The following is a 26,198-nucleotide window of genomic DNA, read 5'->3' as shown; positions in this document are numbered from 1 at the left end:
TGGCGACGACCCATGATTATTTCGACTTGTTCAACTGCTTGACCGCGCCACTGGCTATCAACTCGGCCAACTCTGCAACGTCCAGCAACGCACACATGTGTTCGATCACTGTGCCCGCCAGCCATGGCCGCTGACCACGCTGTGTGCGCCACTTGATTTCGTTCGGATCAAGACGCAAAGAGCGACTGACCTGATGCACCGCCAACCCCCACTCGTACCCCTGAACCGAAATCACATACTGCAAGCCCTGGCGAAAATCGTCGCGGTAGCGATCAGGCATGATCCAGCGCGCGGTATCCAGCACTTTGAGGTTCCCCGCCTGAGAAGGCAGGATCCCGAGAAACCAGTCCGGCTGACCGAACAGAGGCGTCAGCTCCTGCCCTGCCAAAGGATAAATCGACCCCAGGCACACCAACGGCACCGCCAGTGTCAGCCCCGCCACATCGAACAACAGGCATTCGAAGGGCTCGGCAGCCCAGGCCGGACGACCATCGCTGGTCGGTGGCGGCGTGGGCGTACGTTGCGGCGCCATGGTGCTCAGCTCGGCAACCGGCTCGACCAGCTCGACCACCGGAACCTCGACTTCAACCACGGCCTCGGCCACGATCACCGGCGCAACTTCCAGCACCGGCGTCACCACCGGCGCCGCAACGACAACAGGCACCGCTACGGCTGCAGGGGCGGCTACAGCCACTGCGACCGGCTTTACCTGCGACTGCCTGCGCGCATCGAACGCCTGCTCTTCGAGCACCGCCGCCTGAAACTCGTCGATGCTGCTGGCTGGAACCTCCGGTTCTTCGGTCGCGTCCTGAAGCAACGCATCCAGATAGGACTGCAGGGCCAGCTTGGGTCGTGTTGCAACTTCTACAGGGCGGTTCATACCGGGGCCCAACAAAAAATGGAGCGAGTGCAGCCTGATAGAGTTATCGGCCGCATTGAGGCATCACTTGAGCTGACAGCAGAGAAAGAATATGCGCGCATGTCAGGCCACCTGAGCATTGAGTTGCTCGGCGAGCATATGCTTGAGCAATGCCCGGTACGCAATCACGCCACGGCTCTTGCTGTCGTTCTGCGACGGCGTCAGACCCGCGCGACTGGCATCGCGCAAACGCGTGTCCACCGGCACATAGGCCTGCCAGACATGCTCGGGAAAGCTGTCGCGCAAAAGTTTCAGGGTGCCCATGGAGGCTTGGGTGCGGCGGTCGAACAGCGTCGGCACGATGGTGTAAGGCAGCGGCACCTTGCGCGAACGGTTGATCATCGTCAGGGTGTTGACCATGCGCTCCAGGCCTTTGACCGCAAGAAATTCGGTCTGCACCGGAATCGCCAGCTGCTGACTGGCGGCCAGTGCGTTGACCATCAACACGCCGAGCAACGGCGGGCTGTCGATCAGCGCATAGTCAAAATCCTGCCACAACTGGGCGAGGCTCTTGGCAATCACCAGCCCCAGGCCACTCTGGCCCGGCGACTGTCGTTCCAGCGTCGCCAATGCGGTACTGGACGGAATCAGCGAGATACGCTGGTCACTGGTCGGCAACAGCAGTTGCCCCGGAAGTCCGTCAGGAACGACGCCCTTGTGCAGAAACAGATCGAAAGCGCTGTGCTCCAGTTCGTCAGGGTTGTGCCCGAAATAACTGGTCATGGAGCCGTGAGGGTCGAGATCGACCACGACGACGCGCTTGCCCGCATCGGCCAGCAGACCGGCCAGGGCAATGGTCGTGGTGGTCTTTCCGACTCCACCTTTCTGGTTGGCTACTGCCCAGACTCTCATTGATGATTTCCTTCCGTACAGCGATGACCGTACCAATACGCTATTAAGGTGCGGGTGACGGAGAATTGACAGTGTTCGCACGTACCGGCGGCTTTGCTGGCACCGGTGCAGTTTGTGTGCCAGCACGCTTCAATGCGGCGTCCGGCTGCGCATTCGCAGTGCCGGTGCTGGTCAGACTGCGCCGCACATCCAGGTTACGGGAGATGACCAGCACCACACGACGGTTCTTGGCACGCCCGGTAGCGCTGGTGTTTGGGGCAATTGGCTGGAACTCGCCGTATCCGACGGATGCCAGACGCGCTGGATTGACGCCATCGATGGCCAGCATGCGGACGATACTGGCCGAACGTGCCGACGACAGTTCCCAGTTGGTCGGAAACTGCGCCGTGCTGATCGGCTGGTCATCGGTGAAGCCTTCGACATGGATCGGGTTGTCGAAGCGCTTGACGATACCGGCGACCTTTTCAATGATCGTGAACGCCTTGTCGCTGGGCATCGCATCACCGCTGCCGAACAACAGACTGGAGTTGAGCTCGATCTCGATCCACAGTTCGTTGCCGCGCACGGTCATCTGGTCCGACTGGATCAGATCGCCAAACGCATCACGTACATCCTGGGCAATGGTCTGCAACGGATCACTGGCCGACGAGGCGATACCGGCGTCGGTTTCCTCGCTGTCCTTGAGCAATGGCTCGGACGGTTTGACCGAGACCGGGCGCTGCTCGCCGATGGGGATCGGCTTCATGGTGCGCTCGGTGTCGTTGAACACGCCGACCAGCGCCTGCGACAGAATCTTGTACTTGCCTTCGTTGACCGACGAGATCGAGTACATCACCACGAAGAAGGCAAACAGCAGCGTAATGAAGTCGGCGTAAGACACCAGCCAGCGTTCATGATTTTCGTGTTCTTCGGGCTGACGACGTCGAGCCATGAGGTGTTACTCCATGAAGCCTTGCAGCTTGAGTTCGATGGAGCGCGGGTTCTCACCCTCGGCAATGGACAGCAGACCTTCGAGCAGCATTTCGCGGTAGCGCGCCTGACGATGGGCAATCGCCTTGAGCTTGTTGGCCACCGGCAGCAGGATAAGGTTGGCCGTCGCAACACCGTAGATGGTCGCGACGAACGCCACGGCAATGCCGCTGCCCAACTGACTCGGATCGGCCAGGTTGCCCATCACGTGAATCAACCCCATGACCGCACCGATGATGCCCACGGTCGGCGCATAGCCGCCCATGCTCTCGAACACCTTGGCGGCCTGAATGTCTCGGGTTTCCTGGGTGATGAAATCGACTTCCAGAATACTGCGAATCGCTTCCGGCTCGGCGCCGTCGACCAGCAGTTGCAGGCCTTTTCGGGCATAGCTGTCAGGCTCGGCATCGGCAACCGTTTCCAGGCCCAGCAGGCCTTCCTTGCGAGCGGTCATGCTCCAGCCGATCACACGGTCAACGCCACCCGGCAGATCGACACGCGGCGGAAACAGCACCCAGCGAATGATTTTCATAGCGCGCATGAAAGCGCTCATGGGCGCCTGCAACAGCGAGGCGCCCAGCGTACCGCCGATCACGATCAGCGCGGCCGGACCATTGAGCAGCGCACTGAGGTGTCCACCTTCGAGAAAGTTGCCGCCGATGATCGCCACGAACGCCAGGATCAGACCGATCAGACTCAGTACATCCATCAGAGGCACGCCTCGACCAGGTGACGACCGATATCGTCCAGGCTATAGATTGCATCCGCCAGCTCGGCCTTGACGATGGCCATCGGCATGCCATAAATCACGCAGCTCGCCTCGTCCTGCGCCCAGACTGTACTGCCGGCCTGTTTGAGCAGGCGAGCGCCTTCGCGGCCGTCAGCCCCCATGCCGGTCAGCACGACAGAGAGCACCTTGTCGCCATAGGACTTGGCGGCCGAACCGAATGTGATATCCACACACGGCTTGTAGTTGAGGCGTTCATCACCGGGCAGAATCTTCACTGTGCCACGGCTGTCGACCATCATCTGCTTGCCACCGGGTGCCAGCAGGGCGAGGCCCGGACGCAGCACGTCACCGTCCTCGGCTTCCTTGACGCTGATCTTGCACAGCTTGTCCAGGCGCTCGGCAAAGGCTTTGGTGAACGCAGCAGGCATGTGCTGGATCAGCACCAACGGTGCCGGAAAACCGGCAGGCAGTTGCGTCAGCACACGTTGCAATGCCACGGGACCGCCGGTCGACGTGCCGATGGCAACCAGCTTGTAGGCCTTGCGCTTCGGCGTGCCCGAGGTGGTCGGATGGGCCGGGGCATGCGTCTGTGGCTGGGCATGGGCTGCATGCGGCGCAGGCACTGCAGTACGCGGCGCAATCGTGCGTGCAGGCGTGGTCGATGCAGGTGCCGGCGCAGCGGTACGGGCAGCGGGCGCAGCGGATGAGGAAACCGGAGCAGCAGAAGCAGAACTCGCGCCGCTGAGACGACGGTTACTGCGTGAGATGCTGTTGATCTTCTCGCACAGCAGTTGCTTGACCTTCTGCGGGTTGCGCGAGATGTCTTCAAAATTCTTGGGTAAAAAGTCCACGGCACCGGCGTCCAGCGCATCCAGCGTGACGCGTGCACCTTCGTGCGTCAGCGAGGAAAACATCAGAACCGGGGTCGGGATACGCTGCATGATGTGACGAACTGCCGTAATGCCATCCATCATCGGCATTTCGTAGTCCATGGTGATCACATCAGGCTTGAGGGCCAGCGCCTGTTCGATCGCTTCCTTGCCGTTGGTTGCCGTGCCGACAACCTGGATGTTGGGGTCCGAAGAAAGAATTTCCGTAACGCGGCGGCGGAAGAAACCGGAATCATCCACCACCAGGACCTTGACTGCCATAAACACTCCAATAGGCGCCGCAGGCAGCCGAAGCTGCCCGCAACCCCAGAATCAAATACGCCGTGCGGCGTAACGCTTGAGCATGCTCGGTACATCGAGAATCAAGGCAATGCGACCGTCACCGGTGATGGTGGCGCCCGACATGCCTGGCGTACCTTGCAGCATCTTGCCCAGCGGTTTGATCACCACTTCTTCCTGACCGACCAGTTGATCGACGACGAAGCCGATGCGCTGGGTGCCGACAGACAGAATCACCACGTGCCCTTCACGCTGCTCTTCATGCGCTGCCGAACTGACCAGCCAGCGCTTGAGGTAAAACAGTGGCAAGGCCTTGTCACGCACGATCACTACTTCCTGACCATCGACGACGTTGGTGGTCGACAGGTCCAGGTGGAAGATTTCGTTGACGTTGACCAGCGGGAAGGCAAAGGCCTGATTGCCCAGCATGACCATCAGGGTCGGCATGATCGCAAGCGTCAGCGGAACCTTGATGACGATCTTCGAACCCTGACCCTTGGTCGAGTAGATGTTGATCGAACCGTTGAGCTGGGAAATCTTGGTTTTCACCACGTCCATGCCCACACCACGACCGGACACGTCGGAAATCTCGGTCTTGGTCGAGAAGCCGGGTGCAAAGATCAGGTTGTAGCAGTCGGTGTCGCTGAGACGGTCCGCAGCATCCTTGTCCATGACACCGCGCTTGACGGCGATGGAGCGCAGCACGTTGGGGTCCATGCCCTTGCCGTCATCGGAGATGGACAACAGGATATGGTCGCCTTCCTGCTCGGCCGCCAGAATCACCTTGCCGCCGCGGGACTTGCCGGTGGCTTCGCGTTCTTCCGGGGTTTCGATACCGTGGTCGACGGCGTTGCGCACCAAGTGGACCAACGGGTCGGCCAGTGCCTCGACAAGGTTCTTGTCCAGGTCGGTCTCTTCACCCACCAGTTCCAGGATGATCTCCTTCTTGAGCTGGCGAGCCAGGTCACGAACCAGACGCGGAAAGCGGCCGAAGACTTTCTTGATCGGCTGCATGCGGGTTTTCATCACCGCGGTCTGCAGGTCTGCGGTTACCACGTCCAGGTTGGAAACGGCCTTGGACATGGCTTCGTCGCCACTGTTCAGACCCAGGCGAACCAGTCGGTTACGCACCAGCACCAGTTCGCCGACCATGTTCATGATCTCGTCCAGCCGCGCAGTATCGACGCGCACCGTGGTTTCGGCTTCTGTCGCGACCGGCTTTTCGCCAGTCGGGGCAGGAGCACGGGCGGGAGCAGGTGCAGCAGCCTTGGCTGGCGCAGGCTCGGCCTTCGCAGCAGGTGCAGGCGCCGCAGCGGGCTTGGCAGCAGGAGCCGGGGCAGCGGCCGCAGCAGGTGCGGGCGCCTTGGCCGCGATGGCCTCAGGCTCGAACTTGCCCTTGCCGTGCAACTCGTCCAGCAGGCTTTCGAATTCGTGATCGGTGATCTCATCCGAAGCTGCAGCCTTGGCCGTCACTGGAGCCTTGGCCACAACGGCCTCGGCAGCAACCGGCGCGACGACAGCAGCGTCGAACGACCCTTTGCCATGCAACTGATCCAGCAATGCTTCGAACTCGTCGTCAGTGATCTCGTCACTGGCCGGTGCGCTGCCGCCAGCCTTGGCCGCAGGGGCCGGTGCTGGAGCGGCATCGGCGGCAAACTTGCCCTTGCCGTGCAACTGATCGAGCAGGGATTCGAATTCCTGATCGGTGATTTCGTCGCTCGACGAGGCCTGAGCGGCCGGGGCCGCAGCAGGTGCTGCAATCGGCTTGGAGCCGTGCAGCGAATCGAGCAGCTGTTCGAATTCGTGGTCGGTGATGTCGTCGCCGCCAGCCGCCTCGGCAACCGGAGCAGGCACTTCAGTTGCCTCGGCCACAGGTTCAGGCTCGGCAACCGCATCATTGGATTGTGGTTCAGCCAGACGCGACAGCGCCGCCAGCAGTTCCGGCGTCGCAGGCGTCAGGTCAGTACGTTCGCGCACCTGGCCGAACATGCTGTTGACGGTGTCCAGTGCTTCCAGGACCACGTCCATGAGCTCGGAATCAACGCGCCGCTCACCCTTGCGAAGGATGTCGAACACGTTTTCGGCGATATGGCAGCACTCCACCAGCTCATGGAGCTGGAGGAAGCCGGCGCCCCCTTTTACAGTGTGAAAACCGCGAAAAATTGCATTGAGCAGATCAGCATCATCCGGTCGGCTTTCCAGCTCGACCAATTGCTCTGACAACTGCTCCAGAATTTCGCCGGCCTCTACCAGAAAATCCTGAAGGATTTCTTCATCGGCGCCGAAGCTCATGGGGGTGCTCCCTAAAATTAACCGTCAACAGACCTAGAAGCCGAGGCTCGATAGCAGATCGTCTACATCATCCTGTCCGGATACGACGTCTTCACGTTTATCGGCATGAATCTGCGGACCTTCACCCTTGGCGAGATGTTTTTTAGGATCTTTTTCTGCAAGGATGGATTCTTCGTCATGTTCGATGCCTGCGAAGCGATCGACATGGCTGGCCATGAGCACCAGCTTGAGCAAATTGCCTTCCACTTCAGTGACCAACTGCGTGACACGCTTGATCACCTGACCGGTGAGGTCCTGGTAATCCTGGGCGAGCAGAATGTCATTGAGGTGCGCGGAAACCTCGTGAGTTTCCTTCTCGGTACGCGTCAGAAAACCATCGACCCGCTTGGCGAGATCGCGAAATTCCTCGGCACCGATTTCGCGGCGCATGAAGCGCCCCCAGTCTTCACTCAACGCCTTCGCGTCGGCGCTCAGACCGTTCATGACCGGCGTGCTTTCCTCGACCAGATCCATGGTGCGGTTGGCCGCATTTTCGGTCAGCCGCACGACGTAACCCAGACGCTCGGTGGCATCCGTGATCTGCGATACCTCCTCGGCCTGAGGCATGTGCGGATCGATCTGGAAGTTGACGATTGCACTGTGCAGCTCACGAGTCAGCTTGCCCACTTCCTGATAAAGGCCGCGGTCGCGTGTCTGGTTGAGCTCATGGATCAGTTGCACAGCTTCGCCGAAACGACCTTTTTCAAGGCTGGTGACGAGTTCCTGCGCGTGTCTTTTCAGGGTCGACTCAAAGTCGGCCATCGAATCATTGTTATCCATAGCGCCCTCGCGGCATGCATCAGCTATTGACGCGTTCAAAGATCTTTTCGATCTTCTCTTTCAGCGCTTGAGCCGTGAATGGCTTGACCACGTAACCGTTCACCCCGGCCTGTGCAGCTTCGATGATCTGCTCACGCTTGGCTTCAGCGGTGACCATCAGCACGGGAAGGCTCTTGAGGCGCTCGTCCTGACGGACCTGGCGCAACAGATCGATACCGGACATGCCAGGCATGTTCCAGTCCGTCACCAGAAAGTCAAAGGCGCCGCTCTGCAGCATCGGCAGCGCGGTCAGACCGTCGTCCGCTTCCGATGTGTTGGTGAACCCCAGATCACGCAACAGGTTCTTGATGATCCGCCTCATCGTTGAGAAGTCATCAACGATGAGGATTTTCATGTTCTTGTCCAATTCGACCTCCAAGCAGTCTTTAACGCGTTCAGCACCTGAACACGCTGTTCACTCAATACTGGCACAGCACACCCCCGGCTGTACGAAACGACGACGGGCTTGGCAAAACGACAGGTACAGACCTGAACGAACAGCCCATCGAGGCACCGCCCGACAGGCTCCTGCCTTGTCTATCCTGTTACCACGTAACGCTCTGCACAGCCGGCTTGAAGCCAATGTGCGGACCAGGCCGCACCTTGACTGTCAACGCGCTCGCCACTCCCCCAAACGCCCTCGCAAACGAGCTGCGCACTGGCTGTGTAACTGACTGACCCGCGATTCGCTGACCCCCAGGACCTCTCCGATTTCCTTGAGGTTCAGCTCTTCGTCGTAGTACAGCGCCAAGACCAGACGCTCACGCTCCGGCAAATTGGCAATCGCATCGGCCAGGGCTGCCTGGAAGCGCTCGTCTTCCAGGTCCCGTGACGGTTCAAGCGAACCGCTGGCACCGTCCTCGTGCAGCCCTTCATGGTCGCCGTCCTGAAGCAGGTCGTCGAAACTGAAGAGGCGGCTGCCCAAGGTGTCATTCAAAATCCCGTAATAATCATCGAGACTCAACTGGAGTTCGGCAGCAACCTCGTGATCTTTAGCGTCACGTCCGGTTTTCGCTTCAATTGCGCGAATTGCGTCGCTCACCATGCGCGTATTGCGGTGGACCGAGCGAGGCGCCCAGTCACCCTTGCGCACTTCGTCGAGCATGGCGCCACGAATACGGATACCCGCATAGGTCTCGAAACTCGCACCCTTGGTGGAATCGTATTTGGTCGAGACTTCGAGCAGACCGATCATGCCGGCCTGAATCAGGTCCTCGACCTGCACACTGGCTGGCAGGCGAGCCAGCAGGTGATAGGCGATACGTTTGACCAGAGGCGCATAACGCTCGATCAGCTCGTACTGCGAATTCCGGGAAGCCTTGCTGTACATCTGATAGCCGCTCGCTGTCATTGGACAGGCCCCGCACTGGTCTGGTGAACGAGTCGTTCGACGAAGAATTCAAGGTGACCCCGTGGGTTGGCCGGCAACGGCCAGGTGTCGACCTTCTGGGCAATGGCCTTGAATGCCAGCGCGCATTTGGAGCGCGGGAAGGCTTCGTAGACGGCACGCTGTTTCTGAACGGCCTTGCGCACGCATTCGTCGTAGGGCACAGCCCCGACATACTGCAGCGCAACATCCAGAAAGCGGTCCGTGACCTTGGTCAGCTTGGCGAACAGATTGCGGCCTTCCTGAGGGCTCTGGGCCATGTTGGCCAGCACCCTGAAACGATTCATGCCGTAGTCGCGGTTGAGCAACTTGATCAGTGCGTAGGCATCGGTGATGGACGTCGGCTCGTCGCAGACCACCAGCAGGACTTCCTGCGCGGCGCGTACAAAGCTGACCACCGATTCACCAATGCCGGCTGCCGTGTCGATCACCAGCACATCGAGGTTGTCGCCAATCTCGCTGAACGCCTGGATCAGACCGGCATGCTGGGCAGGCGACAGATGAACCATGCTCTGGGTGCCGGAAGCGGCAGGCACGATGCGCACGCCGCCCGGCCCCTGGAGAAGCACGTCGCGCAACTCGCAACGGCCTTCTATGACATCGGCGAGCGTGCGTTTGGGTGTCAGCCCCAGCAGGACATCGACATTTGCCAGACCCAGATCGGCGTCAAGAAGCATGACGCGTCGACCGAGCTCAGCCAGGGCCAGTGAGAGGTTCACTGACACGTTAGTCTTACCGACGCCACCTTTGCCGCCAGTCACCGCAATAACCTGTACGGGATGCATGCTGCCCATGTTATTTCTTTACCTTGTCTTGCGTAGACCGAAGCCACATTGGGGGCTGCACGTTCGCGAACGAACAATGCCTGGCAGACCATCGATGCAGGGACATTCCAATAGTCTCCATCACTTAACCTACCCTTTTGCCAGGTGAGTGATAGAGGTCGGCAAACATATCAGCCATCGCTTCTTCGCTAGGCTCGTCCTGCATTTGCACGCTGACCGCGCGACTCACCAACTGGTGGCGACGCGGGATGTGCAAATCGTCAGGAATCCGTGGTCCGTCCGTGAGGTAGGCCACCGGCAATTCGTGACTGATTGCCAGGCTCAGAACTTCACCCAGGCTGGCGGTTTCATCCAGCTTGGTCAAAATGCATCCGGCCAGGCCACAACGCTTGTAACTGTGATAAGCCGCCGTCAGTACCTGCTTCTGGCTGGTTGTGGCCAGGACCAGGTAGTTACGCGACTTGATGCCACGACCCGCCAGGCTTTCCAGTTGCATGCGCAACGCAGGATCACTGGCTTGCAGCCCGGCGGTATCAATGAGGACCACACGCTTGCGCAGCAGAGGCTCAAGGGCCTGTGCCAGCGACTGACCGGGATCGACGTGAGTCACCGGCACGTTGAGGATGCGGCCCAGTGTCTTAAGCTGCTCCTGGGCACCGATGCGGAAACTGTCCATGCTGACCAGCGCAATGTTCTGCGCGCCGTATTTCAGTACATAACGGGCGGCCAGCTTGGCCAGCGTGGTGGTCTTGCCCATGCCGGCAGGACCGACCATGGCAATCACACCGCCCTCTTCCAGTGGCTCGACATCCGGCACGGCAATCATGCGCGCCAGATGGGCCAACAGCATGCGCCAGGCCTGACGAGGCTCGTCAATGTCCGGAATCATCGACAGCAGGTCACGCGACAGCGGGCCGGACAGGCCGACGCGTTGCAGGCGACGCCACAGGTTGGCCTGTTGCGGACGGCTGCCCTGCAACTGGGTCCAGGCCAGGGAACCGAGTTGGACTTCCAGAAGCTCGCGCAGACCGTTCAATTCGGAGCGCATCGATTCAAAGGCACGTTGACCGCCTGCAGGCTCGGCTGCAGGAGCCGGTGCGTAGGCAAACGGACGTGGCGGCTCTTCGAGTGTCGGCTCGATGTGGGTATCGGTCGCGCTGATCGACTTGCCGGAAAACAGCTGAAGATTGACCGAGGCATCGCTGTCGCTGCGGTTGTTCAGTTCAGCCTGGGCGGAGACGATGCGCGACTGAGTCTTGCGCAGCTCGTCTTCGAGTTCCATGTTGGGAACGCGTGGCGCCAGCGCAGACAGCTTGTAATCCAGAGCGGCGGTCAACTCGACGCCACCGGCGATGCGGCGGTTGCCAATGATGGCCGCCTCAGCGCCCAGCTCATCGCGAACCAGCTTCATGGCTTGACGCATATCGGCGGCGAAAAATCGCTTAACTTGCATGACTCACTACCTCAGCCGTTGGGCCCGACAGTCGCTACGATGGTTACTTGCTTGTTGTCAGGAATTTCCTGATACGCCAGAACATGCATACTCGGTACAGCCAATCGTCCAAATCGTGACAGCATGGCCCGGATCGGACCCGCTACCAGAAGGATTACCGGCAACCCTTGCATTTCCTGACGCTGGGCCGCCTCGATCAACGAACGCTGGAGCTTTTCAGCCATGCTCGGTTCAAGCAGAACGCCTTCTTCCTGACCCTGACCAGCCTTCTGCAAACTATTGAGCAATATCTGTTCCAACCTTGGTTCCAGAGTGATAACAGGCAGCTCCGGCTCAACGCCTACAATGCTTTGCACGATTGCGCGGCTCAGACCGACGCGGACCGCCGCCACCAGCGCGGCGGTATCTTGACTCTTCCCGGCGTTGTTGGCGATGGCTTCTGCGATGCTGCGGATGTCGCGTACCGGTACGTGCTCGGCCAGGAGCGCCTGCAGCACGTTGAGCAACGACGACAGCGAAAGGACACCCGGAACCAGTTCCTCAGCCAGCTTCGGCGAGCTTTTGGCCAGCAATTGCATTAGTTGCTGGACCTCTTCATGGCCGATCAGTTCATGCGAATGCTTGTACAGGATCTGGTTGAGGTGAGTGGCCACTACCGTGCTGGCGTCCACTACCGTGTAGCCGAGAGACTGAGCCTGACTGCGCTGGCTGATTTCGATCCACACCGCTTCCAGGCCGAATGCCGGATCTCTGGCGGTGATGCCGTTCAGCGTGCCGAACACCTGACCGGGGTTGATCGCCAGTTCGCGATCGGGATAGATCTCGGCCTCGGCCAGAATCACGCCCATCAGCGTCAGACGATAGGCGCTGGGCGCCAGATCGAGGTTGTCGCGGATGTGGACGGTCGGCATCAGGAAGCCAAGCTCCTGAGAGAGCTTCTTGCGCACGCCCTTGATACGCGCCAGCAACTGACCACCCTGATTGCGATCCACCAGCGGAATCAGGCGATAGCCCACTTCCAGACCGATGATGTCGATAGGCGTCACGTCGTCCCAGCCCAGTTCCTTGGAATCCTGAACGCGGGTCGGTGATGGCAACAGATCCTGTTGACGCTGAACTTCGGCCAGCGCCTCGAACTTCACCTGATTCTCTTTCTTCCACAGCAGGTAGGCACCACCGGCTGCCACAAGGCCAAGGCCGATGAAGGCGAAGTGCGGCATGCCCGGCACCAGCCCCATGACGATCATGATGCCGGCCGATACACCCAGCGCCTTGTAGGAAGAGAACATCTGACGATTGATCAGCTTGCCCATCTCTTCCGAACCGGAAGCACGGGTCACCATGATCGCGGCAGCGGTGGACAGCAGCAGTGATGGCAATTGCGCCACCAAACCGTCACCGATGGTCAACAAGGTGTATACGCGACCTGCGTCAGCGAAGGACATGTTGTGCTGAAAGATACCCACCAGCATGCCGCCGATGAGGTTGATGAACAGAATCAGCAGGCCGGCAATGGCGTCACCGCGCACGAACTTGCTCGCACCGTCCATGGAGCCGTAGAACTCGGCTTCCCCGGCGACTTCAGCACGACGGCGCTTGGCTTCAGGCTGGTCGATGAGGCCGGCGTTGAGGTCGGCGTCGATCGCCATCTGTTTGCCTGGCATCGCGTCGAGGGTGAAACGTGCGCTCACTTCGGAGATACGCCCGGCACCCTTGGTGATCACCACGAAGTTGATGATCATCAGAATCGCGAACACCACGATACCGACCACGTAGTTGCCGCCAATCACCACCTCACCGAAGGCCTGGATCACCTTACCTGCGGCGGCGTGTCCGTCCTGGCCGTGCAGCATCACCACACGGGTCGAAGCCACGTTCAGGGCCAGACGCAGCAGCGTGGCGACCAGCAGAATGGTCGGGAAAACCGAGAAGTCCAGCGGCCGCAATGCGTAAACGCACACCAGCAGCACGACGATGGACAGCGCAATGTTGAACGTGAACAGCACGTCCAGCAAAAACGGCGGAATAGGCAACATCATCATTGCCAGCATGATCAGCAACAACAGCGGCACGCCCAACTGGCCACGGCCGAGGCCTGCAAGGTTGCTGCGTGCGCTACTGAGTATCTGAGAGCGTTCCACCGATTCTTTACCTGCGCACTGGATCAAAACTTTGACGCCGACAGCGTCCTTGAACAGACCTATTGCAAGAAGCTGTCCAACTTTTCAAAAGCCAGTGAATGCGGGGGTGAAACGGCAGATAAGTAGCAATAACGAGGAAAAACTGAAAGTGGCTTGCTGGCGATGCATTCGACGCAGTGGATCAGGCAAACCGCATTATCAGGAATCGCGCTGCAGGTCCGGCGGAATCGGCACGTCGCCCAGCGGATCCGGGCGCTTGCCCTGTCCTGCGTGGTACTGACGGATCTGGTAGACGTAGGCCAGCACCTGAGCCACGGCCAGGTAAAGCCCTGCAGGAATCTCCTGTTCCAGCTCGGTGCTGTAATAGATGGAGCGCGCCAGGCCGGGCGACTCCAGAATCAGAATCTGATTGTGCGCGGCGATCTCGCGAATTTTCAGCGCAACCAGATCCGTACCCTTGGCCAGCAGCATTGGCGCGCCACCCTTCTCGGGATCGTATTTGAGCGCCACGGCGAAGTGAGTCGGGTTGGTGATGATCACGTCGGCTTCGGGGATCGAGGCCATCATCCGGCGCTGTGACATCTCGCGCTGCAATTGACGGATACGCTGCTTGATCTCTGGACTGCCCTCGCTGTTCTTGTGCTCGTCGCGCACTTCCTGCTTGGTCATCAGCAGCTTCTTGTGCGCCTCCCACAATACGAACGGAACGTCGGCGGCAGCGACGAACATCAAACCGCAGGCCATCCAGAAGCTGCTCCAGCCCACCACCTGAAGACTGTGGATAATGGCCTGCTCCAGAGGCTCGTGCGCGATGGCGACAAGATCGTTGCGCTCCTTGCTCAGCACCACCAGCGCTACCGCCAGAATGATCAGGAATTTGGCGAGCGACTTGAGCAGCTCAACCAGCGCGTGAGGCGAGAACATGCGCTTGAGACCCGCAGCCGGGTTCATGCGGCTGAACTTGGGAGCCAGCGATTTGGTCGCGAACAACCAGCCACCAAGCATGATCGGCCCTACCAACGCTGCCATAAGCATGGCAATCAGAAACGGCAGCACCACCACCAGGGCATGCAGGCCGGAACTGAGCAGTGCCTTGCCCATGTAATCCTGGTCCATCAGCGTTTCACGGGTAATGGTGAAATTGTCGCGCATCAACTCGAACATCATCTGTGCGATGCCACCACCAAACACCAGCGCCCCGCCCGACCCCATCAGCATCACCACCAGGGTGGTCAGCTCCTTGGAGCGGGCAATCTGACCATCGGCCCTGGAGTCACGGACCTTTTTCTCCGTGGGCTCTTCTGTCTTGTCCTGGCCATTTTCGTTCTCAGCCATTTCAACGAGCCCTCACCATGTCGCGCAGTGCCTGCAGAGCCTGACTGGCAAGCGGCTGATATTGATTGAGAATATCGCCCATGGTCATCCACAGAATGACCATGCCCAGCACAAGCGTCAGCGGAAAACCGATGGAAAAGATATTGAGCTGAGGTGCCGCACGTGTCATCACGCCAAATGCGATGTTGATGACCAGCAGCGCGGTAATCGCCGGCAGCACCAGCCTGAGAGCCGAACCCATGACCCAGCCAAGCCCGGTCGCCAGCTCCCAGAAATTATTGACCAGCAGGCCGCTGCCCACCGGCATGGTCGTGAAGCTTTCAACGAGAATTTCCAGCACCACCAGATGACCGTTCATGGCCAGAAACAGCAGTGTCACCAGCATGGTGAAAAACTGCCCGATAGTAGCCGACGAGACGCCGTTGGTAGGGTCGACCATCGAAGCGAAACCCATGCCCATCTGCGTCGAGATGATCTGCCCCGCCACCACGAAAATATGGAAAAACAGCTGTAAGGCGAGCCCCATCCCTGCGCCGATGATGATCTGCTCGCCAATCAACAGCAGCGCACTGAGATCGAGGGCCTGCACTGTGGGCATCGCAGGCAACACGGGCGCAACTGCAACGGTCATGGCAACCGCCAGATACAGGCGCACACGCCGGGGAACCAGCGTCGTACCAATGATCGGCATCGTCATCAACACCGCGATGATGCGAAAAAGCGGCAACATGAAGCTGGCGACCCAGGTGCTGATCTGGGCGTCGGTGAGCGCGAGCATCGGCTGCATGCAGCGTCAGCCGATCACGGTCGGAATGCTGGTGTACAGCGACAGCATGTATTCCATGAAGACTTTCAACAGCCAGGGACCGATCGCGATCAGTGTGATCAACATGACGATCAGACGCGGCAGAAAGCTGAGCGTCTGTTCGTTGATCTGGGTGGCAGCCTGAAACATCGCCACCAGCAGACCACAGATCAGACTCGGCACCACCAGAATCGCAACCAGCATGGTGGTCAGCCACAGCGCTTCACGAAACAGATCGACGGCTACTTCCGGCGTCATCGGGCAGACTCCTCAGCGAAACGACTCATACACCACCAAAACTGCCGGCCAGCGTGCCGACAATCAGCGCCCAGCCATCCACCAGCACGAACAGCATGATCTTGAATGGCAGGGAAATGATCAGCGGCGACAGCATCATCATACCCATCGCCATCAGCACACTGGCCACGACCAGGTCGATGATCAGAAACGGAATGAAGATCATGAAGCCAATCTGAAACGCGGTCTTGAGCTCGGAGATCACGAAAGCCGGCACCAGAATATTCAGCGGTGCCGCGTCCGGCGTCGGAATATCGGTACGCTTGGACAGGCGCATGAACAGCTCAAGGTCGCTGGTGCGCGTCTGCGCCAGCATGAAATCCTTGATCGGCACCTGAGCCTTAGCGACCGCATCCTGCGCCGTAAGCTGCTCGGCCAGATACGGCTGCAAGGCGTCCTGATTCACCTTGTCGAACACAGGCGCCATGATGAACATGGTCAGAAACAGCGCCATGCCGGTCAGGATCTGGTTCGACGGCGTCTGCTGCAGACCCAGGGCCTGGCGCAAAATCGAGAAGACGATGATGATCCGCGTGAAGCTGGTCATCAGCATCACGAATGCCGGGATGAAGCTCAGCGCGGTCATGATCAGCAGGATCTGCAGACTGACCGAATACTCCTGCTGACCGTCAGCCCCGTTGGACAGGGTGATGGCCGGAATCGACAAGGGATCGGCAGCCAACGCGACCGGCGCAATCATGACCAGCAACAGCAGTACCAGGAAACGCAAGGCGCCCATTACTTCTTGTCCTTATCCTTGCCCATCAAATCCAGCAGACGCTGAGCGAACTCGGGCGTCGCCTGCTCCCGGACCGGAACCTGCACAGGCTCCTTGAGCACATGCAGGGTGGTGATATTGCCTGGCGTGATGCCCAGCAGGACCTGTTCATTGCCCACCTGCACCAGCACCAGACGATCACGCGGCCCGATGGCCCGCGTGCTGACCAGTTCGATAATCTGGCTGTTGTTGGGCCCAACCCGCTGAACCCGCCGCATCACCCAGGCCAGCGCGAAAATCAGGCCGACCACCAGCAGCAGCCCGAACAATAGCTGCATCACCTGACCACCCATGCCACTGGATACGGTATTGGCCACGGCGGGCGCTGCCTGCGCAGCGGGCTCGGCGGCCAGCGCCAGCGAGGGCAGCATCAGCAGAACACTCAGCAAGCGCTTCACTTAACGCAGCTTCTTGATGCGTTCACTCGGGCTGATCACGTCAGTCAGGCGAATGCCGAACTTTTCGTTGACCACCACCACTTCGCCATGCGCGATCAACGTACCGTTGACCAACACGTCCAGCGGCTCGCCTGCCAGACGATCCAGCTCGATGACCGACCCCTGGTTGAGTTGCAGCAGGTTGCGAATATTGATGTCGGTGCTGCCCACTTCCATGGAGATCGACACCGGAATATCCAGAATCACGTCCAGGTTCGGGCCATCCAGGGTGACCGGCGCATTGTTTTTCGGCACGCTGCCGAACTCTTCCATGGTCATGCGATTGGTCGCATTGCCCGCGTCCGCGGCCAGCAGTGCGTCGATATCGTCCTGACCACCTTCGCCCGCCTCGCCCAGTGCAGCAGCCCATTCATCGGCCAGCGCCTGATCTTCAGCAGACGTCATATCGTTTTCATCAGCCATCGGTAGTCCTCTGCAAGCAGTGATTCAATTACGCAACAATGTTCCGACGTCGACCTGACAGGTCAACGTCGCGCTATGGGTTCAATTACCTGCAGGGCCATCTTGCCCTTGTGCGAGCCCAGCTTGACCTTGAACGAAGGCACGCCGTTGGCCCGCAGGACCAGCGACTCGGCCAGCTCGATCGGGATCACATCACCGGGACGCATGTGCAGGATGTCGCGCAGCGGCAACTGACGCTGGGCGATGGTGGTACTGAGCGGCACGTTGACGTCGAGCACGTCTTCCTTGAGCGCGTTGACCCAGCGCTCGTCCTGATCGTCCAGGTCCGACTGGAAACCGGCGTCGAGCATTTCCCGGATCGGCTCGATCATCGAATACGGCATGGTCACGTGCAGATCGCCGCCACCGCCATCGAGTTCGATGTGGAACGTGGAGATGACCACCGCTTCGCTCGGCCCGACGATGTTGGCCATGGCCGGGTTCACTTCCGAGTTGATGTACTCGAAGTTCACTTCCATGATCGCCTGCCAGGCTTCCTTCAGGTCGATGAACGCCTGATCCAGCACCATCCGCACCACACGCAGCTCGGTCGGCGTGAACTCACGCCCTTCGATCTTCGCGTGACGGCCGTCACCACCGAAAAAATTGTCTACCAGCTTGAACACCAGCTTGGCGTCGAGAATGAACAGCGCGGTGCCGCGCAGCGGCTTGATCTTGGCCAGGTTCAGGCTGGTCGGTACGTACAGCGAATGCACGTACTCACCGAACTTCATCACCTGAACACCGCCCACCGCTACGTCCGCAGAGCGGCGCAGCAGGTTGAACATGCTGATGCGGGTGTAGCGGGCGAATCGTTCGTTGATCATTTCCAGAGTCGGCATACGACCCCGGACGATCCGGTCCTGACTGGTCAGGTCATAACTTTTGACGCTTCCGGGCTCGCCGGGGCTTTCGGTCTGGACCATACCATCGTCAACGCCATGCAGCAGCGCGTCGATTTCATCCTGGGACAGCAGGTCTTGCACAGCCATGTCGAGGTCCTACTGCAATACGAAATTAGTGAACAGCAGCTGTTCGATCACAGTCTTGCCAAGTTCTTTCTGCGCCACTTCCTGAATGCTGGCGGTTGCCTTCTGACGCAGCATTTCCTGGCCGATTGGCGAGGCCAGCGACTCGAAAGGGATGGCCGCGAACAGCATGACCAGATTGTTGCGAATCACCGGCATGTGCACTTTCAGGGCTTCCATGTCTGCAGCATTGCGGCCCAGCATGGTGATGCTGACCTGCATGTAGCGCTGACGACCATTGGCGTTGAAGTTGACGACGAACGCAGGCGTCAGCGGTTCGAAAACCGCCACCGGCTTGGCGTTGGCCGCAGCCGCAGCAACTGCCGGGTCGGGCGCGCTTTCACCCTTGTGCATGATGAACCAGGTCGCACCCACTGACAGACCGACAGCGAGCAGCAAGGCCACAACCGCTACGATAATGAGCTTGAGTTTGCCTTTGGAAGCGGGGTCTTTAACTTCTTCGCTCTTCGCCATGCCAATAATCCGTCACTATTCAAGGGGTCTTCAATACGTGACAGGGGCAGAGCAAGTGTTATGCCAGAGTTGCGAGAAAGGAGGCGGATCGGGCTTAAACGGTTTTTTAAGCAAAGGCAGCACGCCCTCTCGAAAAGCATGCTGCCCGCTGAACAACGCGATTTTGCACAAGGCTCACGGCGTCTTCGATACAGAAAACAAACTGTGGGAGGCGGCTTGCCGGCGATCTGCCGGGAACCGACAGCAAACCTGCGCATGCGGTGTATCAGACTTGGTCAAGGGCCGCTGCGCAGCCCATCTCTGCCGTCGCAACCTCCGAGAGCTGCTACGCCCTCCGGGCAGAGGCAGATGCCAGTGCATCTTTGAAGACTGGGTTTGCTGCAGGCCAACACCCCGCCCCGCAGCTCACCCCAATCAGGCGTAGTAATCGATCTCGCTGGTACCGATCACCCGCGCCGCAGGCTGGCTGACGGGAACAGCGGCATCGGCGATGGACACGTCGTCAGCACTGTCACCCGACCCCGTCCCACCACTGCGACCGCCGCGCTGAGCCCGGCTGGCCTGCTCCTGAGCCTGTTGCTGGGCCTGCTGTTGCGACTGGTCCGAGACGTTCACGTCCACTTGACCCAAGCCCTGCTGGCTAAATGAGTCACGCAGGCGGGACATCTGGCTTTCGAGCGCTTCACGCACGCCCACGTGGGCGCTCATGAACGTCACTTGGGTCTGCTGATCCGGCGCCATATTGACGCGGATATCGAGACGGCCTAGTTCCGCCGGTTCCAGCTTGATTTCGGCCGACTTCAGGTTCTGGCTCGACAGGTACATGACCCGGTCCACCACACCTTCGGTCCAGCCACTCTGATGCATCGCCAGAGGCTGACTCATCAGAGGCGCTGCAGTCGGCGTTGCCGCGACCCTGGCGGGCTGCGCAGCCTGACTCAATGCTGCGAGACGGTCGGCAAAGTTGTCGACCCGCGTGTCACCTGCGGCGCTTTTCACATCCTTCAGGCCTTCACCGATCAACCCGCTGAACGATTTGTCGCTGCTTTCGGTGCTGCTGTCGTCAGTGGGCAACTGCTCGCTCAATTGCGACAGGTTATTGGCGATATTCTGTGTCGGGTCCGCTTCGGCGTTGGAAGGCGTCGCCTTGCTGGCGGTATGGGCATTCTGCGCCGCGAGTTGCGTTTTGGCGCTAGCGTTTTCCAATGCCAGTTGCACTGCTTCAAGGCCATCGAGCGGATCCGCCTCAGGATCGAAAGCGGCCTCAGCCACTGCAGGAGGCGGTGCCTTGACTCCGGCAGCGATCTCAACCACAGGCGCAGCCTTGGTATCGGTAACGGCAGGCTTGGCAATCGCAGGCGCAACAGGAGCCTGTACGGTCATTGCCTGCAATGCCGGGTCCAGCGCCGGGTCCGTAACCGGCACCGCATCGCCTTCGGCCAACGTATCGGTCAGTACCTGATCTGCTTCGGCCTGGTCGGCTGCGACCTGATCTTCATCGGCGGTAGCGGTCGTCACGCTGGCAGGCAAACCGTTGCCGCTATCGGCAACGGTCGACGGATTCGTGGCAGTGTTCTGATCGGCGGAAGGCTTGTCCTTGCCGCTCGCGACCTTGTCGGAACCGGACGAAGTCTTGTCCCTGGCCGACTTGACAGGCACATCATCGCGCGCTGAAGCGACGTCCTTTGCCTGCTTGGCATAGACATTGGAGAAGCTGGAAGCCTCGTCTTTGCTGCCGTCGGCAGGCTTGGCGGCATTGGTTGCCGCGCCGGACCGGGCGGTCGCAGGGGCATTGGCCTGTAAAAGCGCGTTGGTGGCGAGGGGCATTTCGGTCTCCGCATGAGCAGCTGGTTACCGAAATATTAGCAAGATGCAGGCCAACCCTGAAAAGGCGGCCTGAAGGTGATCCATGAACGCTTAACTGACGAAGAACTGGCGCTCTGCATCGAACAGTCGGCGGATGGTCGCATACTCGCTGGCGATCCTGCCGATCAGCTCTTCCAGACCCGCACTCTGCTGTTGACGGGCGCGCTCCTCAAGCTCGCGGCACAGCTCCGAGAGCCGTAGCGCGCCCATGTTACTGCTGCTGCCTTTGAAGCTGTGGGCATTCAGGCTCAATGTTTCCAGATCAGGCCCGTGAGGCTCGAGCGCCAGACGCATCTGGGACAGGCGCTGCTCGGAGTCCTTGAAGAACACATCCAGCAACGTGGGATATTCATCTTCCATGACTTCCTGCAGGGTACTCAAAACGCTGTAATCCAGATGAACAGACACTTGCTCACTCCTTGATCAAGACTCCAGGGCGCGATTATGCCACTCACTCCCAGGAAAATTCCACGCAGGCGATCCTGCCATCCGTGGACCATCGGGCCTGCCGACTCAGTTCACATACCAGTCTTATACCGCGCCCATACAACCCATCAATGACGGGTGCATGATTGATCACCTGTCGCGCGTCGAAACCATTGCCACTGTCTTCAACGGTCAAGGTAAGACGGCCACCCTGCCCAACAGGTTCAATTCGCAGCGCGATACAGATAAATCCGTCCCGAAGATTATCGAGACGCTCGGCACGTTGCTCGTAGTAGAGGGCAAAACCGTCGGCATCGTTCTTGAGCGTCGAATCGAGCCCCAGCACACCGTGCTCAAGCGCATTGCTGTACAACTCGCCCATCACCGCATGCAGTGCACCGCTCTGGTTGCGCAGCCCATGCACCTCAAGCAGCGACTGCAACACGTAGGGCACGGGATTGAAGCGTTTGAGGGTGGAGCCGCGAAACTCGAAACTGGCCGACCAGTCGAGGGGGCTTGAGGCACCACTGTCGGAATACGTCGGCAGCGGCAACGAATCGAGCGGTTCGTCAATCACCGTGATTTCCAACAGGCTGACGTCATCACGCGCCTTGCCGCCAAAGTCGTTGAGCGCCTGAAGGATTTCCTGGATCAGAAACACAGGCTGTTCATTAGCGGCCAGTACGTCACGCAGTCGCTGCACACCGAAGAGCTGATCATCGCTGTCGCTGGTATCGAGCACACCGTCGGACAGCAGAAAGATGCGGTCGCCCAGCGCCAGCGGATAGACGTCAGTCCTGACCTCGAACGCATCAACGCTCAACACGCCCAATGGCAGATGCCGGGAGACCAGCGTGACCGGATCACCCCCGTCAGCACGCAACAGATAACCATCCGGCAGCCCGCCGTTCCAGACCTCGACCTGCCGCTGCTTGTGATTGACGCACAGCAGCGTGGCGCAGCAGAACATATCCACCGGCAGAATGCGCTTCAGCTTGGCGTTCATTTCACGCAGGATTTCAACCAGACCAAACCCCTTGGCCGTCATGCCGTAAAACACTTCCGCCAGCGGCATGGCCCCTACGGCAGCCGGCAGACCGTGCCCGGTGAAATCGCCCAGCAGCACATGCATGTGCCCGGCCGGGGTGTAGGCCGCCAGCATCAGGTCACCGTTGAACAGCGCATAAGGTGACTGCAGGTAACGAATATTTGCCGCGCCCAGGCAGCCGGAATGCGCGACCTGATCGAAGACGGCCTTGGCGACGCGTTGCTCGTTGAGCAGGTATTCATGGTGGGTACTGATCAGGTCCCGCTGCTGCAGAACCGTTTCCTGCAACAGCCGCAGGCGGTTCATGGCATTGATCTTGGCCGCCAGCACCTGGGTGTTATAGGGCTTGGAGACGAAGTCATCACCGCCAGCATCCAGGCACCGCGCCAACGCCTCGCCTTCGGTGAGCGACGTCAGAAAGATGATCGGCACCAGCGACTCGCCAGCCATGAGCTTGATCCGCCGCGCCGCCTCGAAGCCGTCCATCAGCGGCATCATCGCATCCATGAGAATCAGGTGCGGGCGCTCGGTACTGAAGATCGCCACGGCCTCCAGGCCGTTGGCCGCGCTGACAACCCGGTGCCCCTGGCGGGCGATGATGGTCGCGAGCAGAAGACGGTCGCTGGCGCTGTCGTCGGCGATCAGGATGCACAGGCCTTTCGAGAGCGCCTGCACTGATCAGCTCAACTGGAACAGCTTCGAGAAATTGGAGATCGCGAGGATCTTGAACACATCGGCCGAGCAGTTGATCAGTCGCACCTGTGCCCGGTCACCACCGGCGTGGTCGCGCAGCAGCAACAGCATGCCCAGCGCGGAGCTGTCCAGATAATGGGTGTCGCGCAGGTCCACGACATAACTCAGGTCCCCCGGCTGCCCCTCATAGGCACCCCGAAAGGCCTGATGCGTGGCGAAATCGAAACGCCCTGCGATGTAGAGCGTCAGTTGGCGCCGGTCCGGGGAAAGCTCGGAAGTGACTGTCATAGGAATTCCTGAAGTGTTGCAACACCGAGACACTGTGAGCGTAGACCAGAGTTTGCGATCAACTCGTCAAAAATAGGTGTTAGTACTGTTCGTGACGAGGCAGGCGCTGGGACAACTCATCCAGCAGCTTCTGCTCGCGCTTGTCTTCAAGCTTGCGGGCCTCGTCCATGTAGCGCTGGACCAGTTTGCGCAGCCCCTCGACACGCGCATAGGCTTCCTGCCAGGCACCGCGTGCCTTGTCGAGATTGACCTTGTGCCACTCCAGGCTCTTGTACTGCTGGGCAACGGCAACGTCGAGCTGACTCAGAAAACGCTGATAACCCAGCAACCACTGACCGGATACACCCGAACTGCCGCGCTGCAGCCACTGCTGCTGATAGTCGTGGCGAAACTGGTCCAGCTCCTGCAACTTGTTGTTGGCCAGATTGACCTGCCCCTGAAAATGCCCGAGGCGCTGAGCCGCCGAACGCTCGGCCGCCTCCGCCATCTCGACCACAGGCGCCAGACGCGCCGCTCGACTCTGGGCCATGGTCTATCAGCCGCCCGGCGCCGGACCGAATACCGAAGCCAACGCTTCGCCACTGGCCTGCATGCTTTCGTTGTCGCGCAAGCCCTGACGCTGGTAGCGCACCAGCACCGGATGCAGCGCGATGGCCATGTCGGTTTCCCGATCGCCACCGGCCACGTACGCACCCACGCTGATCAGGTCGCGGGTCTGCTGATAGCGCGACCACAACTGCTTGAAATGCTGGGCTCGGGCCATGTGTTCAGGCGTCACCACCGATGGCATGACCCGGCTGATCGAGGCCTCAATATCGATGGCCGGGTAATGCCCTTCTTCAGCCAGTCGGCGCGAGAGCACGATGTGCCCGTCGAGCACACCCCGCGCAGAGTCGGCAATCGGGTCCTGCTGGTCATCGCCTTCGGACAGTACGGTATAGAACGCGGTGATCGAACCGCCGCCCGCTTCGGCGTTACCGGCACGCTCGACCAGCTTGGGCAAACGGGCAAATACTGAAGGCGGATAACCCTTGGTCGCAGGCGGTTCGCCAATGGCCAGCGCAATTTCCCGCTGGGCCTGGGCGAAACGGGTCAGGGAATCCATCAGCAACAGGACGTTCTTGCCCTTATCACGGAAATATTCGGCAATGCGCGTGCAGTACATCGCAGCGCGCAGACGCATCAAGGGCGCATCGTCGGCAGGCGAAGCCACCACCACCGAGCGTTTAAGACCTTCTTCACCCAAAATGTGCTCGATGAATTCCTTTACCTCGCGGCCCCGCTCACCGATCAGGCCGACGACGATGATGTCCGCTTCGGTGAAGCGCGTCATCATGCCGAGCAGCACACTCTTGCCCACGCCGGTACCGGCAAACAGCCCGAGACGCTGACCGCGGCCGACCGTCAACAAACCGTTGATGCAGCGGATGCCGACGTCCAGCGGCTGACTGATGGGGTCACGCTTGAGCGGGTTGATGGCCGGGCCGTCCATCGGCACCCAGTCTTCGGCCTTGATCGGCGGACGTCCGTCCAGCGGGCGACCTGCGCCGTCCAGCACCCGGCCCAGCATGGTCATGCCCATCGGCAGGCGACCGGCATCGGCCAACGGCACCACACGGGCACCGGGCGCAATACCTGCAACGCTGCCGACCGGCATCAGAAACACCTTGCCGCCGGAAAAGCCCATCACCTCGGCCTCGACTTCGACCGGGTGGTGACTGTCATCGTTGATCACCACGCAACGACTGCCCATGGCGGCACGCAAGCCTTCGGCTTCCAGCGTCAGCCCGACCATGCGCAGCAGGCGGCCTTCGACCACCGGCTGAGCAGGCAGACTGATGGAGCCTGCGTAAGCTCCCAGGCGCTTGCCGAAACTGGTGCGATCAAGGCGCATCAAGCGGGTCCATGTCGGGTGCGACGGTTTTCGACGCATGAACAGGGGCTGCATCCAGCTCGACGCTGACATCGGCCGGTGCGGGGTGCGTCACTTGTTCGTGCAATTGATCGTGCATTTTCGAGATCGCCAGAGCTATCCGTGTTTCGATGCTGGCATCGATGCGGCTGTGCTCGGTTTCAATCCGGCAACCGCCCGGCAGCAACGTGTCGTCTTCGAGAATTTTCCACGTCTCTTCATGACGCTCGCGCATGGCTTTGACCAATGCGAAGTCCTGAGGATTGATGAAGATACGCAGATTGTTGGCACCCATCGGCAGCAGCTTCAACGCGTCACGCAACACGCTGGCGATCTGCCCGGAATCGGTTGCCAGCTCGCGCTGAATCACCTGTCGGGCAATGTGCTCGACCAGATGGATAACAGCTTTTTCGATCTGCGTGTCCTGCTCTGCAATCGGATTCAACAGGCTGGCCATCAGCATTTCGAGGCTGGCAATCTTGCCAGCCAGCGCCACTTCCGCCTCCTGCCGAACCTTGAGCTGAGTGCTGTGAAAGCCTTCTTTTTCGCCGGTGGCGAAGCCTTCGTTCCAGGCTTCCTGGCGAATGCTTTCCAGCTCTTCCAGGGTCAGCGGCTGGACTTCTTCCAGCGGCACTTCTTCCATCTCGGCCGGTTCATCGACCGGATCGGGCTCGGGTTCCGGCTCAGGCTCTACATGCGGGTCGAAACTGGGCAATGCCCAGAGATCGAGACCACTGACATCCTTGGCACGAATGAGGTCGCTGGCCGATTCTTTATTGGAACTGGACATGAGT

At 60.0% G+C, this 26,198-nt stretch carries 27 protein-coding genes; all 27 read right to left on the bottom strand.

Annotated features, from left to right (window positions below):
* Window positions 1–16: 16 nt before the first annotated feature.
* The 27 genes from CFBP1590_RS09075 to fliH all read right to left on the bottom strand — a co-directional run bounded on the left by CFBP1590_RS09075 (window position 17) and on the right by fliH (window position 26,194).
* Window positions 17–880 (bottom strand): CheW domain-containing protein, encoded by an 864-nt coding sequence (locus tag CFBP1590_RS09075; protein WP_029242807.1) that lies wholly within the window; start codon window positions 878–880, stop codon window positions 17–19.
* 102 nt (window positions 881–982) lie between these two features.
* A complete protein-coding gene (locus tag CFBP1590_RS09070) occupies window positions 983–1,771 on the bottom strand; it encodes a ParA family protein (protein ID WP_004880799.1) in 789 nt (262 codons plus the stop codon).
* Window positions 1,772–1,814: 43 nt separating this feature from the next.
* A complete protein-coding gene (gene motD / locus CFBP1590_RS09065) occupies window positions 1,815–2,702 on the bottom strand; it encodes a flagellar motor protein MotD (protein WP_029242806.1) in 888 nt (295 codons plus the stop codon).
* Between the two features lie 6 nt (window positions 2,703–2,708).
* Window positions 2,709–3,449: a flagellar motor protein gene (locus CFBP1590_RS09060; protein WP_004880794.1), complete on the bottom strand. Its 741-nt coding sequence runs from the start codon at window positions 3,447–3,449 to the stop codon at window positions 2,709–2,711.
* Window positions 3,449–4,621 carry a protein-glutamate methylesterase/protein-glutamine glutaminase gene (locus tag CFBP1590_RS09055; RefSeq protein ID WP_029242805.1) on the bottom strand — a complete coding sequence of 391 codons (1,173 nt, stop codon included), beginning with the start codon at window positions 4,619–4,621 and terminating at the stop codon, window positions 3,449–3,451. The genes CFBP1590_RS09060 and CFBP1590_RS09055 overlap by 1 nt, the downstream gene beginning before the upstream one ends.
* A gap of 51 nt (window positions 4,622–4,672) precedes the next feature.
* Complete coding sequence (locus tag CFBP1590_RS09050) at window positions 4,673–6,931, bottom strand: chemotaxis protein CheA (RefSeq protein ID WP_029242804.1); 2,259 nt, start codon at window positions 6,929–6,931, stop codon at window positions 4,673–4,675.
* Between the two features lie 33 nt (window positions 6,932–6,964).
* Entirely contained in the window at window positions 6,965–7,750 is a 786-nt protein-coding gene (locus CFBP1590_RS09045; protein WP_029242803.1) for a protein phosphatase CheZ, read from the bottom strand.
* A gap of 19 nt (window positions 7,751–7,769) precedes the next feature.
* Window positions 7,770–8,144: a chemotaxis response regulator CheY gene (locus CFBP1590_RS09040; RefSeq protein WP_161627625.1), complete on the bottom strand. Its 375-nt coding sequence runs from the start codon at window positions 8,142–8,144 to the stop codon at window positions 7,770–7,772.
* Window positions 8,145–8,399: 255 nt separating this feature from the next.
* A complete protein-coding gene (fliA, locus tag CFBP1590_RS09035) occupies window positions 8,400–9,140 on the bottom strand; it encodes an RNA polymerase sigma factor FliA (RefSeq protein WP_002554271.1) in 741 nt (246 codons plus the stop codon).
* A complete protein-coding gene (fleN, locus tag CFBP1590_RS09030; RefSeq protein WP_003412391.1) occupies window positions 9,137–9,970 on the bottom strand; it encodes a flagellar synthesis regulator FleN in 834 nt (277 codons plus the stop codon). The genes fliA and fleN overlap by 4 nt, the downstream gene beginning before the upstream one ends.
* Before the next feature lie 115 nt (window positions 9,971–10,085).
* Window positions 10,086–11,414, bottom strand: a complete 1,329-nt coding sequence (gene flhF, locus CFBP1590_RS09025) for a flagellar biosynthesis GTPase FlhF (RefSeq protein ID WP_004880785.1) — start codon at window positions 11,412–11,414, stop codon at window positions 10,086–10,088.
* Window positions 11,415–11,425: 11 nt separating this feature from the next.
* Window positions 11,426–13,555 carry a flagellar biosynthesis protein FlhA gene (gene flhA / locus CFBP1590_RS09020; RefSeq protein ID WP_004880782.1) on the bottom strand — a complete coding sequence of 710 codons (2,130 nt, stop codon included), beginning with the start codon at window positions 13,553–13,555 and terminating at the stop codon, window positions 11,426–11,428.
* A 198-nt stretch (window positions 13,556–13,753) separates the two neighbouring features.
* The gene (gene flhB, locus CFBP1590_RS09015; protein ID WP_004880779.1) at window positions 13,754–14,890 is read right to left on the bottom strand and encodes a flagellar biosynthesis protein FlhB; all 1,137 of its coding nucleotides are present in this window, start codon (window positions 14,888–14,890) and stop codon (window positions 13,754–13,756) included.
* A gap of 1 nt (window position 14,891) precedes the next feature.
* On the bottom strand, window positions 14,892–15,677 hold the full coding sequence (gene fliR / locus CFBP1590_RS09010) for a flagellar biosynthetic protein FliR (protein ID WP_032650615.1): 786 nt from the start codon (window positions 15,675–15,677) through the stop codon (window positions 14,892–14,894).
* 6 nt (window positions 15,678–15,683) lie between these two features.
* Window positions 15,684–15,953, bottom strand: a complete 270-nt coding sequence (gene fliQ, locus CFBP1590_RS09005; RefSeq protein WP_004880775.1) for a flagellar biosynthesis protein FliQ — start codon at window positions 15,951–15,953, stop codon at window positions 15,684–15,686.
* Window positions 15,954–15,978: 25 nt separating this feature from the next.
* The gene (gene fliP, locus CFBP1590_RS09000) at window positions 15,979–16,731 is read right to left on the bottom strand and encodes a flagellar type III secretion system pore protein FliP (RefSeq protein ID WP_004880774.1); all 753 of its coding nucleotides are present in this window, start codon (window positions 16,729–16,731) and stop codon (window positions 15,979–15,981) included.
* The gene (gene fliO / locus CFBP1590_RS08995) at window positions 16,731–17,168 is read right to left on the bottom strand and encodes a flagellar biosynthetic protein FliO (RefSeq protein WP_004880772.1); all 438 of its coding nucleotides are present in this window, start codon (window positions 17,166–17,168) and stop codon (window positions 16,731–16,733) included. Before fliO ends, fliP begins: the two co-directional genes overlap by 1 nt.
* The gene (gene fliN, locus CFBP1590_RS08990) at window positions 17,169–17,630 is read right to left on the bottom strand and encodes a flagellar motor switch protein FliN (RefSeq protein WP_004880770.1); all 462 of its coding nucleotides are present in this window, start codon (window positions 17,628–17,630) and stop codon (window positions 17,169–17,171) included.
* A gap of 62 nt (window positions 17,631–17,692) precedes the next feature.
* Complete coding sequence (gene fliM, locus CFBP1590_RS08985) at window positions 17,693–18,661, bottom strand: flagellar motor switch protein FliM (protein ID WP_004880767.1); 969 nt, start codon at window positions 18,659–18,661, stop codon at window positions 17,693–17,695.
* 9 nt (window positions 18,662–18,670) lie between these two features.
* Window positions 18,671–19,171: a flagellar basal body-associated protein FliL gene (gene fliL, locus CFBP1590_RS08980; protein ID WP_004880765.1), complete on the bottom strand. Its 501-nt coding sequence runs from the start codon at window positions 19,169–19,171 to the stop codon at window positions 18,671–18,673.
* A 414-nt stretch (window positions 19,172–19,585) separates the two neighbouring features.
* Window positions 19,586–20,998 (bottom strand): flagellar hook-length control protein FliK, encoded by a 1,413-nt coding sequence (locus CFBP1590_RS08975; RefSeq protein WP_088234874.1) that lies wholly within the window; start codon window positions 20,996–20,998, stop codon window positions 19,586–19,588.
* A gap of 90 nt (window positions 20,999–21,088) precedes the next feature.
* Entirely contained in the window at window positions 21,089–21,445 is a 357-nt protein-coding gene (locus tag CFBP1590_RS08970) for an Hpt domain-containing protein (protein WP_088234873.1), read from the bottom strand.
* A gap of 43 nt (window positions 21,446–21,488) precedes the next feature.
* Entirely contained in the window at window positions 21,489–23,186 is a 1,698-nt protein-coding gene (locus CFBP1590_RS08965; RefSeq protein ID WP_088234872.1) for a SpoIIE family protein phosphatase, read from the bottom strand.
* Window positions 23,187–23,189: 3 nt separating this feature from the next.
* Window positions 23,190–23,492, bottom strand: a complete 303-nt coding sequence (locus CFBP1590_RS08960) for an STAS domain-containing protein (protein ID WP_004880759.1) — start codon at window positions 23,490–23,492, stop codon at window positions 23,190–23,192.
* 79 nt (window positions 23,493–23,571) lie between these two features.
* Entirely contained in the window at window positions 23,572–24,021 is a 450-nt protein-coding gene (fliJ, locus tag CFBP1590_RS08955) for a flagellar export protein FliJ (protein ID WP_004880757.1), read from the bottom strand.
* Window positions 24,022–24,027: 6 nt separating this feature from the next.
* Window positions 24,028–25,386 (bottom strand): flagellar protein export ATPase FliI, encoded by a 1,359-nt coding sequence (gene fliI, locus CFBP1590_RS08950; RefSeq protein ID WP_029242800.1) that lies wholly within the window; start codon window positions 25,384–25,386, stop codon window positions 24,028–24,030.
* Window positions 25,376–26,194: a flagellar assembly protein FliH gene (gene fliH, locus CFBP1590_RS08945; protein ID WP_088234871.1), complete on the bottom strand. Its 819-nt coding sequence runs from the start codon at window positions 26,192–26,194 to the stop codon at window positions 25,376–25,378. The genes fliI and fliH overlap by 11 nt, the downstream gene beginning before the upstream one ends.
* Between the last annotated feature and the right edge of the window lie 4 nt (window positions 26,195–26,198).

It is taken from the genome of Pseudomonas viridiflava (genome assembly GCF_900184295.1).
Taxonomy (GTDB): Bacteria; Pseudomonadota; Gammaproteobacteria; order Pseudomonadales; family Pseudomonadaceae; genus Aquipseudomonas; species Aquipseudomonas viridiflava.
The sequence above is the reverse complement of the archived record's forward strand: the minus strand, read 5'-3'. Positions and strand labels throughout refer to the sequence as shown.